Source organism: Archangium lansingense (assembly GCF_026626635.1).
Taxonomy (GTDB): domain Bacteria; phylum Myxococcota; class Myxococcia; order Myxococcales; family Myxococcaceae; genus Archangium; species Archangium lansingense.
In genome coordinates, this window is the sequence record NZ_JAPNKA010000001.1 from 12,173,503 (window position 1) to 12,189,196 (window position 15,694).

The window sequence follows — 15,694 nt, forward strand, 5'->3', positions numbered from 1 at the left end:
GGCCTCAGCTCCCGCCCTTCGGTGCTGCCGTCTCGGCGGTCACCGGCAAGGCTCTGGGGTGCTGCCTCGCCGGGCCGTCGAGCCCCTGCCCCATGGCGCGCAGCACGAGCTGCAACGGCGTGGACCGACCCACCGAGATGTCCACGTTGCCCGGCAGCCCATGTTCGAGCGGGATGCCCGCGGGCAGCTCATCCACCGAGAGCTCGACGCGGACCAGCCCCTCGCGCGCCTCGCTCGCCACCGCCACCACCGTGGCCTCGAGCATGCCGAACTCCGTCCAGGAGAAGCCCTCCAGCTGCATGCGTGCCGACTGGCCCGCGCGGATGCGTCCCAAGGCTTCCGGGGAGAACTGCGCGACGATGCGCACGGGCCCCCCCGCGACGACCGTCGCGATGGGATCTCCGGCCTTCACCTGCGTGCCCACTCGTATGGAGCTCGTCTCACCGAGGATGCCCTCTGCTGGTGCCCGCACCACCCGGCGATCCAGCTCCTCACGCAGGCGCTCCAGGTTGGCGCGCGCAACCCCCTCCTCCGCCTCGAGCCGGGCGATCTCCCCCAGCAATGCGGCAATGCGGGTGCGCCGATCCGTGGACTGCATCGTTCCTTCTGATCTCACCCGCATCAGTGAGGCACGTGCGGCCTGCTCGGCAGCCAGGGAGCGCTCCAGCTCGGTGCGGACCCTGCTCCACTCCATCTCGCTCACCACCCCTCGTTGCCAGAGCTGCTCGAAACTGGCCGCCTCCTTCCGAGCCCGGCGTGCCACGGCCTCGGCATCGGTGAGCCGGGCCTGAGCCTCCTCCACGCCCGCGGCCCCCTGCCCCTTCTGCTCCACCAGCCCGCTCTGCTCTGCCTCGAGCTCTGCGCGCGCCGCCTCGAGCTGCGGCCCCAGCCCTTGGAGCACGGCCTCCGCCTCCGCCACCTGGCGTGCCTGCTGGTCATGCTCCAGCTCGACGAGGACGTCCCCCGCATGCACGGAGCGGTGCAGCTCCAGCTGAGTCCCCACCACCCGCCCATCCGCAGGGGCATCAATCGCATACACCTCGCGATGGAGCTCCAGACGTGCCTGGACGCTGCGCTCGTAGACGGTGACACGCGCCAGGAGGAACCAGCTTCCCCAGACTGCGATCAGCCCTACCGGCAACAGCCAGAGGGCCAACCGCCCCTGTCGGCGCAACAGCGTGCGCAATGTGCGTGGAAACATGCCTTCAACCTTCATGGAGGACCTCATGGAGGACCCTCATGAGTTCCCCCCCCCCCTCGTGCTCGATTGAACTGACTGACCAGAGCGCTACCTCGGAGATGGAGCCCTCCAGCCGGCTTCGTGAGGAGTCCCCATCCGTGGGGAGGCGCGGCCTGCTCATCCACCAGGCAGGCATGGTGGGAATGGGCTCGAATCACACGGACCTGGCCCTGGGCTCAGTCTTCTCTGGGACTACCCCCGTCTGGAGCGGCCCCTGCGCGCCTGAACGCCTCGGGCCTGCTCCCTGGAGCTCTGGCATGAATCAGGAAGCCGCGTCGCTTGAACCCCCCACGAGTCAGGAAGCCGTACCGTTGGATCCGCATGAAATGCTGTACGTCCCTCTGCGGCGCCGTTTCCTGAGCGAGTACGTGACCAACTCCGAGGGCAAACGGGAGCTGCTCATCCATTTCGGCTTCAACGAGGTGTCGTTCGATGAGCCGGACCTGTTCGCCTTTGGCGAGACGCTGATCAAACAGGACCAGTTCATGGCAGGCAGCGCCACCCGGTGGAGCACGGGTGAGCCCTACGAGTGGGCGCGAGTGAAGCGGCTGCTCGAGGCCCTGTTGTCCGAGGAGTTCCTCTCGCGCGAGCCCCAGCCGCCTGCGGCTGTGAGTGAGTTTCATCAGAAATTGATGGAGGCCGAGGCCCAGCGGGACGCGCCCACCGAGCCGATGTGGTGGAACCCGGATTGTCCCCGCGTCATGGAGCAGTTGACGGGACAGCCCCTGGAGCTGGGCTTCCTCGAGTCAGTGCTCGTGATGCATCGCATCGCCCATCCGGCATTCGATGCGGAGGGGCGTCATGTCGGGGAGATGAACGTCTTCCCCGACGCCATGCGCATGAAGATTCCGACGGAGTGGCGCATGTGCCAGTACCCAGGCAGCCGCTATCGCAACGAAGCGATGATGAATCTGACGGCGCTCAAGGCGATGACGCGTTATTGGAAGCCCATGATGCAGGGGCTACTCGCGGTTCGCGAGGAGTTCCTGCGCCGCTATACCCTGCCTCCAGACGGGCACTGGCGGATGGGAGATCTCCACGCCCTCGCCTGCGACGTATTGGCCCTGCCGACGCTGCTGCTGATGCGCGGGAACTCGCCCGTCCCCAACGGCACGCTGGACCCCGTCCTGTCCTCCATCTTCCGGGTGACGGATGGCGTCCGGATGGTGCTCGCCTACCTGCTCTTCCTCCCAGAGCAGCCGATGCAGTACGACACGCCCATCACGGCACCCGAGCTGTTCCGCCTGGTCGAGCATGGCAACTTCTTCATCTCGGGCCGCGGCGTCTGCGCAGGTCCCCAGCCCATGGTGGAGGAGCTCTTCGCGACGTTGCTGGAGGGTAAGCCCGTCACGGGTGCGCCTCCTCCCTCGGCAGAGTGGTACGCGGATGTCCCCGCGGCGGTGGATTACGGGCTGCTCGGACTCCAGCTCTACAGCCTCCAGTTCAATCTCTGGAGCTACATGTGCCGCGCCTATGAGGAGATTCGCGCGGCGCTTCTCGAGGTGGAGGATGAGCCGGGTGGCGTCTTGAGCCGGCTGCGCGAGCGTATCGAGCGGGACTGGGAGACCATCCTGCCCACGCGCTTGAACCAGGCCCTCCAACGGGATTGGGCCGAGGCCCGCTACATCGAGATGTTCGACCGCGCCCAGCGAGGCATGAGGGGATTCCGAGAGGACACGCTGCTCCGCTTGCAGGACGTGTTCACCCCCGCGAGGGACCAGGTCGATGCGGAGACCCGCTTGCGGCTCCGGGAGCTGATCCGCTCGCGCGCGGGCTCCCCCTCAGGGGCCCGTGGAGCCGCCCTCGACGCAGTGGCGGACGCCACGGCCGAGTTCCTGGCCATCGAGCGGCCAGCGCTTCGTGCCCTGGAGAATGCTCAGCGCCAGGTCAACGCGCTGCTTCAGCGGCCCCATCCAGCGCGGAAGTTCTCCGGTTCGGATCTCTCGCTCCAGCACCGCCTGCGCGTGGGAACCCACGGCGTGTTGCCCTACTTGATGGATGTGCTCCGAGAGGAGTTGGGCATCGCCATCGAGAACACCGAGGACGCCACGCGCTGCACCCCCATCGGGAACTGAGGTCGCGAAATGACTCGAAAAACAAATCGAATCACAAGTGCCTCCTCCGCCCTCTATCTTGCTTGAAGTGTCTCATTTCCCAGGGAGAAAACACATGAAGATCAAGACGACGATTCGTGGTGGTCTCACGGCGATTCGGACTGTACCCATCGTGGGTCGCGGATGCGGCGGCGGCGGTGGCTTCCCTGTCCTGCTCCCCAAGACCATCGTCGTGGAGTAATCCAGGCACATGCGCGCGACACCAGTCGCCAGTGGGCGGTACGCCGCCTGCTGGCGATTGTGTTTTTGCCTGCTGCAGCGGACTGAGGACGATGCGACGAAAACGCTCACTCCGCCGAATCACAAACGCCCATTTCCCCCTCTTACTTATTTGAAGCGACTCATCCCCAAGGGAGAAAACACATGAAGATCAAGACGACGATTCGTGGCGGCCTGATTGCGACTGGGACCATCAGTGGGCGTGGATGCGGCGGCGGTGGTGGCTTCCCCGTCCTCCTCGCGAAGAGCATTGTCGTGAAGTAGGCCCAGCGAACACGCTCGACTCCAGTCGCCAGTGGGCGGTGCACCGCCTGCTGGCGACTGTATTATTTATCCGTCTCAGGAGCGGCCGAAGATGATGCGCTCGTCTCCCAGCAACCGCGCCGTCCACCCCAGGAACACGAGCGCCAGAGCGCCACAGCTCACCAGGCCCAGCACGAAGGGCAGCACGCCCACCGGCTCGCCCCTCATGAGCTCCTGCACCAGCATTTCCTGACCCAGCACCGGCACCGCGAACATCCACGTCTTGCTCTGCATCGGCGAGAGCACCAGCGCCATGCCCGGCAGCGTGGGCAGCAGCGACAGCACCTGCATGTACGTCTGCGCCTCCTTGAACGAGCGCGCGAAGGTGGACAGCAACATCTGCCCCGCCGACGCCATCAGCGCCAGCGGCAGCACCGCCACCCACAAGCCCAACACCGTCGCCGCGTCGATCCGCACCTTCACCCCCAGGTCCTGCAACGGCACCTGGGTCACCACCACCATGAAGGCCGCCAGACACACTGTCGCCGCCGCGCAGGCGAACACCACCGTCGCCAGCCACTTGCCCGTCACCAACGCCTCGCGCTGCACCGGGTTGAGCAGCAACGACTCCAGCGAGCCACGCTCCCGCTCGCCCGCCATCGCGTCGATGGCCACGTTCATCCCGCCCGAGAAGGCCGCGAACACCAGGAAGATGGGGATGATGGTCAGCAGGTTGGCCGCCAGCCGCTCCGGCGTGGACAGGTCCACCTCCTCCACCTTCACGGGCATGGCCAGCTCCGGCGCGACTCCCCGCGCCATCAGCCGCTGCGAGCCCAGCATCCCCGAGTACGCCTGGAGCAGTTGAGACACCCGGTGCACGGTGGTTCGCGCCTGGTTACGCGAGTTGTCCATCACCAGGTGCACCTCCGCCGTGCGCCCCGCCTCGAAGGACTTGCCGTAGTCCTCGGGGATGATGAGCACCGCGTCCAGCTTGCCCGCCTGGATGCGCGCCTCGTAGTCCGCGGGCGGCTCGGAGAGCTGTGCACCGGCCCGCTCCAGGAACGCGATGAGGCTCGGCGCGTTGGCCCGCCCCACCACTGGCAGCTCCAGCGGCTTGTCCTTGCGGAACCAGGACGCCATCACCGTGAACATCATCCCGAAGATGATGGGCCCCATCAGCGTGAAGCCCAGCGCGCTCACCACCGAGCGCCGGTCACGAAGATGGTCCCTCATCTCCTTGCGGAAGATCGACTTCAGGAGCGCCTTCACTGCATCAACCCCTGGTCACTGCCGATGACCGTCACGAAAGCCTCCTCCAAGCTGTCCTTCCCCGTCCGTGCGCGCAGCTCGTCCGGAGTGCCGTCCGTCACCACCTTGCCGCGCGCCACCACCACGATGCGGTCGCACAGCGCCGCCACCTCCTGCATCACGTGGCTGGAGAACACCACGCAGTGCCCTTGGTCCTTCAGCCGGCGGATGAGCGTGCGCACCGCCCGCGTGCTCATCACGTCCAGCCCGTTGGTGGGCTCGTCCAGCAGCACGTTGCGCGGCCCGTGCACCAGAGCCCTCGCCAGCGCCACCTTCATGCGCTCACCCTGGCTGAAGCCCTCGGTGCGCCGGTCGGCGATGTCCTTCATGTCCAGCAGCTCCACCAGCTCGCCAATGCGCTTGTCCAACGAGGCGCCCGACAGGCCGTGCAGCTCGCCTGCGTAGCGCACATGCTCGCGGGCCGTCAGGCGCGGGTAGAGGCCTCGCGCGTCCGGCAGCACGCCAATGGCCCGGCGTACCTCCAGCGGGCGCTCGGCCACCTCAATCCCGTCCACCTTGGCGCTGCCCTTGTCCGGCCGGATGAGCGTGTAGAGCATCCGCAGCGTGGTCGTCTTGCCCGCGCCGTTGGGCCCGAGCAGTCCCGTCACCACCCCGTCCTCGGCGCGGAAGCTCACGTCCTCCACCGCCGTCACCGCGCCGAAGCGCTTGTGCAGGTTTGTCACTTCAATCATGTCAGGGCACCGGGCCGGCGAAGGAGGTGAAGAAGGGGGGACGCTTGAGGCCCTCGCCGCACTTCGGCGCGAGCCCCTCCACGCTCCCGCGGGCCACGAAGTCCGCCATCAGCGCCCGTGCACACCCGATGGAGCTCGTCCCGTGCCCCACTCCGGGCAGCGTCACGTGCAGGCTGTGCGTCAGCGTCCGCTTCGCGTCCTCGGCCCACGAGGGCGGGGTCACCGGATCCAACTCTCCGGAGAGCAGCAGCACCGGCACGTCCGACTTCACCGGCTCGCGGTAGTCCTTGGGCAGCTCGCCGCGCGGCCAGAAGGCGCAGGGCAGCAGCATGGTGCTCACCCCCGCCTCACCCATCCACGTGCCCTTCGCCTCTCGGGCGATGGCCTCGGACGAGATGTGGGGCGCGTCCTCCGCGCACACCACCGAGAGGAACATGCCCTGGCTCATGTTGCGGTTGAAGCTCCCGCTCATGCCCTGGTGGATGGCGACGAGCGGCCGCCAGTCCCCCTGCGTCGCCCGGTCCAGCACCAGCGGCAGCAGCGACGCCGCCTCGGGCATGTAGAGCAGCCCGCGCAGCACCGCGGTGAAGCCGTCCCGGGTGAGGGTGAGGTCCTCGGGCACGCCGGTGAGAGGGTGCTCCACCCGCGTCCGCACCGGCGCCTGCTGCAGTTGCGTGAGCATCGCGTCGAAGCGACCCCGCAGCTCCGGGTAGCGCTTCGCGCACTGCGCGTCCTGCTCGCAATGGGTGAAGAGGAGATCCAACGCGCGCTGGCTGTCACGCGCGACGTAGAGGGGCAGCAGCAGCGACATGGGCGCCACACCCTCGAGGATGGCCGAGCGCACGTGCTCCGGGTGCTGGCGCATGTACACCAGCGCGGCGCGCGTGCCGTAGGAGACGCCGTACAGGTTCAGCTTCTCGTAGCCGAGCGCCTCACGCACCTCGTCCAGGTCGTCCATGGCGATGGGCGTGGTGTACTGGCGCACGTCCGCGTCGTAGCTCGCCAGGCACTTGCGGAACTCTTCCTCGTAGTAATTGGTGTCGAACTGCTTGGCCAGCGGCGCATCCGGCGGCACCGGGTCACACTCGAGCGACCCCGAGTCCCCCGTGCCACGCTGGTCCACGAAGAGCAGGTCCCGGTTGCGCTGGATGCGATCCAAGATGGGCACCATGTGCCGCGCCAGCTTCGCGGCGCCCTGTCCCGGCCCACCCGCCAGCAGCACCAGCGGGTCCGGCTCCGGCGAGGACGCGAGCGCCGGCACCACCACCACCTTGAGCGCCACCTTGCGCCCCTTCTTCGCCGCGCGGTCCTCCCACACCTCGTGGGTGCCACACAGCGCCTGCCGGCCTACACCCTCCAGCCGGCACGGCGTGAGGGCGACCTTGCGCGCTGGCTCCGCGCCCGCACTTCGCGTACAGGACGACAGCAACAGCAAGGCACACAGGAGGGCGGGGAGAATCCGGGATGCGGGCACCCTCACCCCGTCACTCTCCCGGCGGGAGAGGGGAGATGGGGGGAAAACTGGGTCGTGCGTTCTCACGGTGTCCCAGGATTACCACTCCTGCCCCCACCCACGCACTCCCCCATGAATGGCGGCTCGCCCCACGAGCCGGTTTGAATTGCTCGGCTGCTCACGCGTCCGCTGACAAGCTCATGACCATGAACCTGAAGAACCGTCCCCTCCTCCTCGTCGCGACCCTCAGTCTCGTCCTGCTCGCCGGCTGCGCCTCGATGCAGAAGATGCTGAAAAACGCCTTCAAGCAGCCGCGCCTCACCTTCAAGACGGCGCGCCTGACCAAGGCCTCGCTCGCCGACGCCACCGTCGACCTCGTCTACCAGTTGGACAACCCCAACCCCCTGGGCCTGTCCCTGGCCTCCATCGACTACGCCTTCTTCGTCGAGGACAAGCAGGTGGTGGCCGGCACCCCGCCCAAGGGCCTGGACATTGCCGCCAAGGGCAAGTCCGAGCTCGTCTTCCCCGCCAACGTGAAGTTCGCCGACATCGCCCCCGTGGTGACGACGTTCCTCACCAAGGACTCCGCCCGCTACAAGGCCCAGGGCAGCGTGGGCATCAAGACGCCCATCGGCGTGCTCAAGTTCCCCCTGGAGCACGAGGGCACCTTCGAGGTCCCCAAGATTCCCCAGGTCCAGTTCGAGTCCCCCCGCATCGCCAACGTCACCCTCCAGGGCGCCACGGTGGAGTTCCCCCTCACCGTGACGAACCGCAACAGCTTCCCCCTGCCGGTGGCCGGCATCAGCGGCGCCCTCAAGGTGGCCGGCTCCAATGTGGGCAACCTCTCCACCGGCGACCTGGGCATGCTGGAGCCCGGCACCACCCGGCAGATCAAACTCCCCCTCACCATCAACTTCCTCAGCGCCGCCACCGCGGCCAACGCCCTGCGCTCGGGAGGTAACGCCCAGGTGAAGTGGGACGGCAAGCTCGTGTCCGGCGCGCAGAACGTGCCCCTGGACGTCTCCCAACTCCTGAATTTCCGGCGTTAGGAGGTAGGGCAAGGGGGCAGACGACCGGACGCGCCATTGGAAGTTGTCCCCCGGCGCGTCAGCCGTTACGGTTGCGCCGCAATCTTCCGGGCCCCCCTCATGCGCCGAATCCTCTTCAAGTCCAAAATCCACCGCGCGACTGTCACCCAGGCCGACCTGGATTATGAGGGCTCGGTCACCATCGACAGCCAGCTGCTGCGCGCCGCCGACATCCTCCCCTTCGAGAAGGTGGCGGTGTGGAACGTGACGCGCGGCACCCGCCTCGAGACGTACGCGCTGGAAGGCGAGGCGGGCAGCGGCGTCATCTGCATCAACGGCGCCGCCGCGCACCTCAACAAGCCGGGGGACCTGGTCATCCTGGCCACCTTCGCGGAGGTGGAGGAGCACGAGGCGCGCCACTGGAAGCCCACGGTCGTCTTCGTGGACCCGAAGAACCGCATCGTGCCCGGGAAGACGGAGGAGATTCCGGGCCCGGCGCGCCGCATCGCCTGAGCAGCGCCGGACGCTCTCGGTTCCCACCGCTTTACGCTCTGGCGCGGGCTTGCCATGCTCGTGCGTCCATGAGCAACGGGCGGTTGGCCGCCCTGGAGGCGAGGACGCGATGAAGTGGACTTGGGCATGCGGTGGCCTGCTGCTGGCACTGGCGGGCTGTACCACCGACAAGGAAGCCTTCCGGCCCAATCCCAACGACGAGGATCCGTTCGTGGGAGCGGTGCAGCTGGTGCGCTCGCCGCTGAAGGATCGGTGCTCGCAGCACGGGACCTCGATACGGGGCAACTGTGACGAGGCGAAGTACCTGGCCACCGTGTACACGCGCCGGCTGTCCGTGGGCGACGAGGTGTGCCTGGAAGGCGGCTACGGGGACGAGCCGGGCTCGGGCTGCAAGGCGCGGGCAGCGGTCATCGACACGGCGCCCAACCGGGTGAAGATTGAGGTGCGGACGGCGAAGCCGGACTCGCGCTGGTTCGACGCGGAGATGCGTCACGCCTGGTACGAAGAAGGCGCGCTGGTGGACCTTTACCTCGCCGAGCGGGGTTACTGAGGGAGGAGACACACATGGCCTTCTATGACCCCATCGCCGACAAGGTGAAGAAGCTGACGCCGGCGGAGCTGAAGAAGCTGGCGGACACGAAGCTGTCGGACCTGGTGCAGCAGGAGGTGCCGCGCTCGCGCAAGCGGATGTTGGAGCTGGAGCAGCGCTATCCGTCGGCGGGGGTGCGCGAGCGGGCTCAGCGCATCATCGACGAGAAGAAGCACGTGGCGAGCATGACGGGCGGGGTGTTCGGGGCGTTCGGACTGCTGGGGCTGCCGGCGGACCTGACGGTGATGGCGTGGCTGCAGCTCACGCTGCTGGTGGACGTGGCCACGCTGTACAAGGTGAACCTGAAGAGCGAGCGGGCGCGCGACGAGCTGCTGGACCTGTACGGGTACACGACAGGGGTGGGTCCGATTCAGCGCTCGGGGCCAAGGGTGCTGGGGAAGGTGGCCGAGGTGCTGCTGAAGAAGGGGGGCCTGCAGACGCTCGGGCGGGCGATGCCGTTCGTGGCGGCGCCGGTGACGGCCTACCTGAACAACCAGCACATCCAGAAGGTGGGAGACCACGCGGTGCGTTTCTACGAGGGCTTCGACAAGGCGCACGCGAAGACGAAGGCGGCCTCGCGCAAGGCGGGCTGAGTCCACTCCCTCTCCCTCTGGGAGAGGGCGGGGGTGAGGGTCTTCCCATTGTCTGAACACGCCCCACAAGTCTGTCCCCTGACGGGGGCGTACCTGCGCCCCTACTTCGAGTCCTTGCTGGCGAAGGCCGTCTCGGACGCGCACCACGCACGGATACCGCTGACGGTGCTCTGGGTGGACGTGGACGAGACCCAGGAAGGCAACGACACGCACGGGCGCGAGGCGATGGATGCGGCACTGAGCGGGCTGGTGGACGAGCTCGCGGCGGAGCTGGATGGCCGAGGGCCCATTGGCCGCATGGAGGCGGATGCCTTCGCGGTGAGCCTGTACGCGGTGACACCGGACATGGGAGCGCGGCTGGCGGAGGGACTGCGCCGCCGGCTCGCGGCGAGGCGCTTCCACGCGGAGGCGGGCGATTTCCACCTCACGGTGTCAGCGGGTGTCGTGGGGCTGCGGCCCGGAGAGCCCTACGGCAACCTGCTGGACGCGGCGGAGGCGGCGTGCGTGCAGGCGAAGCAGGCGGGGCGGGACCAGGTGGTGGTGCGCTAGGAGCCTGTCGGAATACCTCGGCTACCCACTACATGAGGGGTAGTGCGACTCAAACACACCGCTATGGTTGGTATGTAGGAGTCGTTTTTCGGCGATTCTCCGACAAGCTCCTAGTGCTCGAAGCCCATCAGCGGTGACTAACCGCAACCCACGCCGGTACAACTCATGTCGTTGAAGTCGTAGATCACGGAATGGCCGGGATTGCCGCGCGGACGCGCCGTGCCTTTCGGCACGAAGAACGCCGCAGAATGTGCGCCGTAGAGGCCTGCCGGAAGCGTCATGGGCCTCAGCACGACGTACGCGTCGGACAACGTGCCCGCCGAGTTCGCGCGGAGGGACCGTATTTCGCCCGTACCCGGTGGCAATCCGCGCTCTGGCGCCAGGCGCGCCATCTCCGCTTCCCACTGTTTCTTGTCGCCGAGGTTCGCGCGTCGCAGCAGGCCCTTGCGCACGGCCTCGTCCAAGCTCGTTTCGACCGATTCCGCCAGCGTGGGCGGCCCTGTCGGGACAGGGGTCCTGGCCATACCGGCACCAGGAGGGAGCCTCGAACCGAACAACGAAGTTGTCGCCCGCCACGGCGCGAGCACGAACGACACTTCGCCCTTCATGGTGGGACGTGAAGAGCCTCCCGGCACCTCGATGACCAGTTCGCTGTCCGACATCCAGGCAATGCGCGGCTGCACGCCGCGGGTCAACACCATTTCCTGCACGGACCGGGTCTCGCGGGTCTTCGGTTCGCCCGCGCGAATCACCTTGAGCAGGGTGGAACAATCCCTCGCGTCCGCGGCGCAATCCAGCACGACGACCTGGTAGGCCCCGTTGGGCGACGGGATGAGTTGCAAGACGTGTTCACTCTCGTGGTGACAGCCAAACAACGCGCTCGATACCAGTGCGCACAGAATGAGAAGTCGCATCATCACCGTCCTGGTCGTTGGCCTACGCGCCGGTGGGCGAGCATCCACCGGAGAGGCCAGCGGTGTCACGCGTGGGGGTCATGAACAGGGGAGCGGACGTCGTGCGCTGCACGGTGGAACGCAACGGCCAGGTGCGGCCGGGAGACACACGCTCCCAGGGCGGGGCTCGCCTTCGTGGCCGGCAATGGCATCTGTCCGAGGGAGCAGACCTGGTTCCGGCGATGATGAGGAAAATATTTGAAATGCATAACCCGGCCGCGGTCTGTCTCTCTTTATTGAGAGTGGGTTCGGGCTACGCGTCGCAGCGAATGCTTCGTGAACAAAGAGCCCACCTCGAGCTGACGAACACAACCCTGACGAGGTGGAACATGAAGAAGCTTGGAACGTCCGTTGTCTCTGCGGCCGCTTGTGCTTTTCTCCTGGGCGCTTGTGGCCCCGCGCTCGAGGGTGAGCCCCTCGAGGGAGAAGCGCCCGTGACGCCCGCGGCCGCGAAACCCGAGACGGGTGAAACCATCGATCCTGCCGCGGCCGAAATCTCGCAGTCCGAGACGGTGCATCAGCAGGCCCTCTTGGGAGACCTGGGCACGCGGATCGGCTCCCCTCTCGCCACCTACGCGAACATCGCCACGACCTCCAACCAGTGGTCGGTCAGTTGCAACGGTGGCTCGTCACGAGACATCTCCTACGTGTGGACAGTGCCTGAGACGGGCTCCTACAGCTTCGGCACTTCCGGCTCGAACTTCGATACCGTCCTCCAGATCCGCCACCTCAGCAGCACTTCGTCGATCATGGGCTGCAACGACGATTACGGAAGCGGTCTCCAGTCGCGAATCACCCTCTCGGGCCTCGTCAAGGGCGTGAAGTTGTTGATCATCATCGAGGGCTACGCTGGCGAGTACGGCAACTACGCCCGGTTGAATATCATCAAGAATTAACCTTCCCCTACGCCTTCGCCGTCCGGGGAGATGACCTCTTCACGCAGGATCTGGAGCACACGGGCAGTCCCATCCTGCGCTGGCGGCGGGTGAGCGCCCTCTGTGACGAGAGCACCTCATTCAAGTGCAGGGTCAGGAACTGCGCCTGCTCCACGACGACGAACAGGCCCCTCAAGGGCCAGCCGGACTGCAGCTGAGGCGAGCGGAAGGCGCCAACCTCCAGCCCAGGAAGAGCAGCCCAGCTTCTTCAGGGCTGGTGGGTTCACTGGCAGCTCGTCCGCCCACGGGGGCTGCTTCCCCGTGGTGTAGGCGACACGCATGACCTCCCGCGGAACCTCTGGCTCGCGCGCGGAGCACCTCTACCTTTGGCACCCCGAGACGCCCTTCGTGCGCAAGGAACGGTGCCGCATGCGCTTGTCTGCCTCATTGCTTCGGTTGCTCCCGTTGACCCTCGCCCTGGGCCTGGCTTGTGAGGGGAGCCCTCCATCTCCCGAAGAGACACCAGAGGACGTGCAGGCGGCCGGTGAGAGCCAGACCGTGGTGAAAGCGGAGACTCGGAACTCCACCTCGCACGGCGAGCCAGCCCGGGTGGAGGACATCGTCCCCGGCCAGCTCAGCTCTGGACCGCACGGGCTGAGGGACGTGGGGGGAACGCTCTTCTTTGGTGCCACGGACGTCGAGCATGGCACCGAGCTGTGGAAGAGCGACGGCACCCCCGGCGGGACGCGCGTGGTGGAGGACATCCGTCCCGGGCCGGTCGGTTCGGATCCTCTGGACCTCACCGTGGCGGGGCGGCGCGTCTACTTCACCGCCGATGATGGCACCCATGGCACGGAGCTATGGACGAGCGATGGGAGCCGAGCGGGCACCCGGCTCGTGAAGGACATCAACACCGGTCCCGAGGGCTCGTTCCCCTTCGCGATGACGGCGCTGGATGACGTCCTCTACTTCATCGCGTCCTCCCCGGACGTGGGCCAGGTGCTGTGGCGAACGGAGGGCACACCTGGCAGCACCCGTCCCGTCCCCACCGGCCTGCCGTCCGCACCGGGGAACCTGACGGCGATGAACGGCCGGCTCTTCTTCTTCGTGGATGATGCGCTCTACCGCAGCAACGGCAAGGCGGGAGGGACGGTGCTGCTGCATGACTTCTCGGGCGCGCCCTTCGAGGTGTTCGAGACGAACCCGGTCGAAGCGGACGGAGTGCTCTACTTCATCGTGGGCGAGGAGACCGATGACCTCTCCGTCGCGCCGGCGCGGCCCATCACGGTCTGGAAGAGCGACGGCACGCCCGAGGGAACGGTGCCCGTCGCGGAGGTGTTCGCCGAGCTGCGCTTCGGCCTTCCCCAGACACTCGTTACCGCGGGCCGCCGCCTCTTCTTCCTCGCTGACGACGGCGTGCATGGCACCGAGCTGTGGACGAGCGACGGCACGCGAGGGGGAACACGAATGGTCAAGGACATCCTCCCGGGACCGGGCAGCGCCCACCCCCGTGAGTCGGCGCAGCTCGACGGCGTCCTGTACTTCTCCGCGTACACGCCGGAGGCGGGAGACGAGCTGTGGCGCAGCGATGGCACCGAGCGCGGCACCTTCCGCGTCAAGGACGTGAGGCCCGGACCGGATAGCTCCAGTCTCCAGCAATTGACGGCGCAGGCCGGCCGGCTCTTCTTCACGGCCCGCGATTGGAGCCGGGGGCACGAGCCCTGGACGAGCGACGGCACGTCAGCGGGAACGAAGCGGCTCGAGGACCTGGTGCCCGGTGCCTTCTCCAGCGCGCCCCACGAGTTCACGCGCGCTGGCTCGCGGGTGTTCTTCGTGGCCACGGAGCCAAACCGCGGCACGGAGCTGTGGGCGATGAAGCTCGGCAGTCGCGGGCGGATGCTCGAGGCGGCCAGGGTGGCCTCCTTCGCAGAGCCCGATGAAGAGGGTGCTGGCGTGAACACCGGGCTCGCATCCCAGGCGACGGAGTTCAATGGAGGCGCGGGCGGCTCCGGGCCGGCGCAGCTGGTGCAGGACATCATCCCCGGGCCGGGGGACCCGTTCATCTCCTGGAATCTCGCCTTGGGCCAGAAGCTCTTCTTCACCGCGAACGACCCGAGCTACGGCGCGGAGCTGTGGAGGACGGACGGCACCGCCGAGGGCACCCGGCTCGTCGAGGACATCATTCCCGGACCCGAGGGCTCGACACCAGAACTGGTGTGTGCGCTCGACGGCGCGGTGCTCTTCTTCGTGGACGACGGCGTCCACGGCGCGGAGCTGTGGCGGAGTGACGGAACGCCGGGAGGCACGCGGCTGGTGAAGGACATCAACCCAGGCGCTGGAGGCAGCGTCGGCTTCCCCCAAGCGTTCGTGCTGGGTGACGCGGCGTACTTCGCGGCGGACGATGGCGTCCACGGCACGGAGCTGTGGCGGACGGACGGGACGACCCGGGGCACGCGGCTGGTGAAGGACATCAACCCCGGCGCTGATGGCTCGTTTCCTTTCATCTTCACCGAGCGGGGCGGGCAGCTCCTCTTCGTCGCGGGCGACGAGGAGCATGGTCGCGAGCTCTGGCTCACGGATGGCACCCAGCGGGGCACGCGGCTCGCGGTGGACATCACCCCCGGGCCGGAAAGCTTCGGCATCAACGAGCTGGTCGCCACTCCGGAGCTCATCATCTTCAGCGCCAACTCGTTCCTGGGCAATGAGCTGTGGCGAAGCGACCTGACGCCGGAAGGCACCTTCATGCTCCGGGACATCCTCCCCGGCCCGGAGAGCGGCTTTCCCACGCAGCTCACGGTGCTGGGGCGCACGGTCCTCTTCGTCGCGCAGGACAACGAGCACGGCCGTGAGCTGTGGCGGACGGATGGCACCTCCGAGGGCACCGTGCTGCTGCGGGACATCAAGCCGGGACCGGGCTTCTCGTTCCCGACTCCGCTGGCGGTGTTTCAGGGCAAGCTCTTCTTCGGGGCCGACGACGGTGCGTTGGGCACCGAGCTCTGGGTGAGCGACGGCACGCAGGAGGGGACCGTCCTCTTCAAGGACATCGCACCTGGAGCGGCCAGTGGGAATCCCTTGGAGATCTTCGTGGTAGCCGGGCGGATGCTGCTCTCCGCGAATGACGGCACCACCGGGATCGAGCTGTGGATGAGCGACGGCACGCCGGGAGGGACGCGCCTGTTCCAGGAGTTGTCGCCGGGGCTGATGGACAGTTTTCCGAACGTATTCAGGGCCACCCGAAGGCACGTCTTCTTTGTCACCGCCACCTCAGCCACGGGCCGCGAGCTGTGGAGGCTGCCTCTCAACGAGCTCGGCAGATGAGTCGCTC

The 15,694-nt window shown here is 67.3% G+C and carries 14 protein-coding genes; 9 read left to right on the plus strand and 5 right to left on the minus strand.

All coding sequences use genetic code 11. The features are described 5' to 3' along the window. Nucleotides 1-4: 4 nt before the first annotated feature. A complete protein-coding gene (locus OV287_RS48760; protein WP_267540936.1) occupies nucleotides 5-1,201 on the minus strand; it encodes an HlyD family secretion protein in 1,197 nt (398 codons plus the stop codon). Between the two features lie 365 nt (nucleotides 1,202-1,566). Between OV287_RS48760 and OV287_RS48765 the strand changes: the two genes are divergently transcribed. Next, nucleotides 1,567-3,315 (plus strand): hypothetical protein, encoded by a 1,749-nt coding sequence (locus OV287_RS48765; RefSeq protein ID WP_267540937.1) that lies wholly within the window; start codon nucleotides 1,567-1,569, stop codon nucleotides 3,313-3,315. 94 nt (nucleotides 3,316-3,409) lie between these two features. Next, a complete protein-coding gene (locus OV287_RS48770; RefSeq protein ID WP_267540938.1) occupies nucleotides 3,410-3,535 on the plus strand; it encodes a hypothetical protein in 126 nt (41 codons plus the stop codon). A gap of 377 nt (nucleotides 3,536-3,912) precedes the next feature. On the opposite strand, the gene OV287_RS48775 is transcribed toward OV287_RS48770, so the two are convergent. Genes OV287_RS48775 through OV287_RS48785 form a run of 3 tightly spaced genes read right to left on the minus strand, consistent with a single transcriptional unit; the run spans nucleotide 3,913 to nucleotide 7,296 of the window. Then, nucleotides 3,913-5,085 (minus strand): ABC transporter permease, encoded by a 1,173-nt coding sequence (locus OV287_RS48775; protein ID WP_267540939.1) that lies wholly within the window; start codon nucleotides 5,083-5,085, stop codon nucleotides 3,913-3,915. Continuing rightward, the gene (locus OV287_RS48780) at nucleotides 5,082-5,816 is read right to left on the minus strand and encodes an ABC transporter ATP-binding protein (RefSeq protein WP_267540940.1); all 735 of its coding nucleotides are present in this window, start codon (nucleotides 5,814-5,816) and stop codon (nucleotides 5,082-5,084) included. The genes OV287_RS48775 and OV287_RS48780 overlap by 4 nt, the downstream gene beginning before the upstream one ends. Before the next feature lies 1 nt (nucleotide 5,817). Then, nucleotides 5,818-7,296: an alpha/beta hydrolase gene (locus tag OV287_RS48785; protein ID WP_267540941.1), complete on the minus strand. Its 1,479-nt coding sequence runs from the start codon at nucleotides 7,294-7,296 to the stop codon at nucleotides 5,818-5,820. 179 nt (nucleotides 7,297-7,475) lie between these two features. Here OV287_RS48785 and OV287_RS48790 point away from each other — a divergent pair, with 179 nt between their 5' ends. The 5 genes from OV287_RS48790 (at nucleotide 7,476) to OV287_RS48810 (ending at nucleotide 10,541) form a co-directional block, all read left to right on the plus strand. After that, a complete protein-coding gene (locus tag OV287_RS48790; RefSeq protein ID WP_267540942.1) occupies nucleotides 7,476-8,318 on the plus strand; it encodes an LEA/WHy family protein in 843 nt (280 codons plus the stop codon). A 99-nt stretch (nucleotides 8,319-8,417) separates the two neighbouring features. Continuing rightward, the gene (gene panD, locus OV287_RS48795; protein ID WP_267540943.1) at nucleotides 8,418-8,810 is read left to right on the plus strand and encodes an aspartate 1-decarboxylase; all 393 of its coding nucleotides are present in this window, start codon (nucleotides 8,418-8,420) and stop codon (nucleotides 8,808-8,810) included. A gap of 109 nt (nucleotides 8,811-8,919) precedes the next feature. Continuing rightward, nucleotides 8,920-9,360: a hypothetical protein gene (locus OV287_RS48800; protein ID WP_267540944.1), complete on the plus strand. Its 441-nt coding sequence runs from the start codon at nucleotides 8,920-8,922 to the stop codon at nucleotides 9,358-9,360. A gap of 14 nt (nucleotides 9,361-9,374) precedes the next feature. Then, nucleotides 9,375-9,992, plus strand: coding sequence for an EcsC family protein (locus OV287_RS48805; RefSeq protein WP_267540945.1), 618 nt, complete (start codon nucleotides 9,375-9,377; stop codon nucleotides 9,990-9,992). A 48-nt stretch (nucleotides 9,993-10,040) separates the two neighbouring features. Beyond that, complete coding sequence (locus tag OV287_RS48810; protein WP_267540946.1) at nucleotides 10,041-10,541, plus strand: GGDEF domain-containing protein; 501 nt, start codon at nucleotides 10,041-10,043, stop codon at nucleotides 10,539-10,541. 137 nt (nucleotides 10,542-10,678) lie between these two features. Here the strand turns inward: OV287_RS48810 and OV287_RS48815 are convergent, their stop codons facing one another. Next, complete coding sequence (locus OV287_RS48815; protein ID WP_267540947.1) at nucleotides 10,679-11,458, minus strand: hypothetical protein; 780 nt, start codon at nucleotides 11,456-11,458, stop codon at nucleotides 10,679-10,681. 365 nt (nucleotides 11,459-11,823) lie between these two features. On the opposite strand from OV287_RS48815, the gene OV287_RS48820 reads away from it, so the two are divergent. Both OV287_RS48820 and OV287_RS48825 read left to right on the plus strand, forming a co-directional pair. Continuing rightward, entirely contained in the window at nucleotides 11,824-12,390 is a 567-nt protein-coding gene (locus OV287_RS48820) for a hypothetical protein (RefSeq protein WP_267540948.1), read from the plus strand. A 318-nt stretch (nucleotides 12,391-12,708) separates the two neighbouring features. After that, a complete protein-coding gene (locus OV287_RS48825) occupies nucleotides 12,709-15,687 on the plus strand; it encodes an ELWxxDGT repeat protein (RefSeq protein WP_267540949.1) in 2,979 nt (992 codons plus the stop codon). Nucleotides 15,688-15,694: the final 7 nt, after the last annotated feature.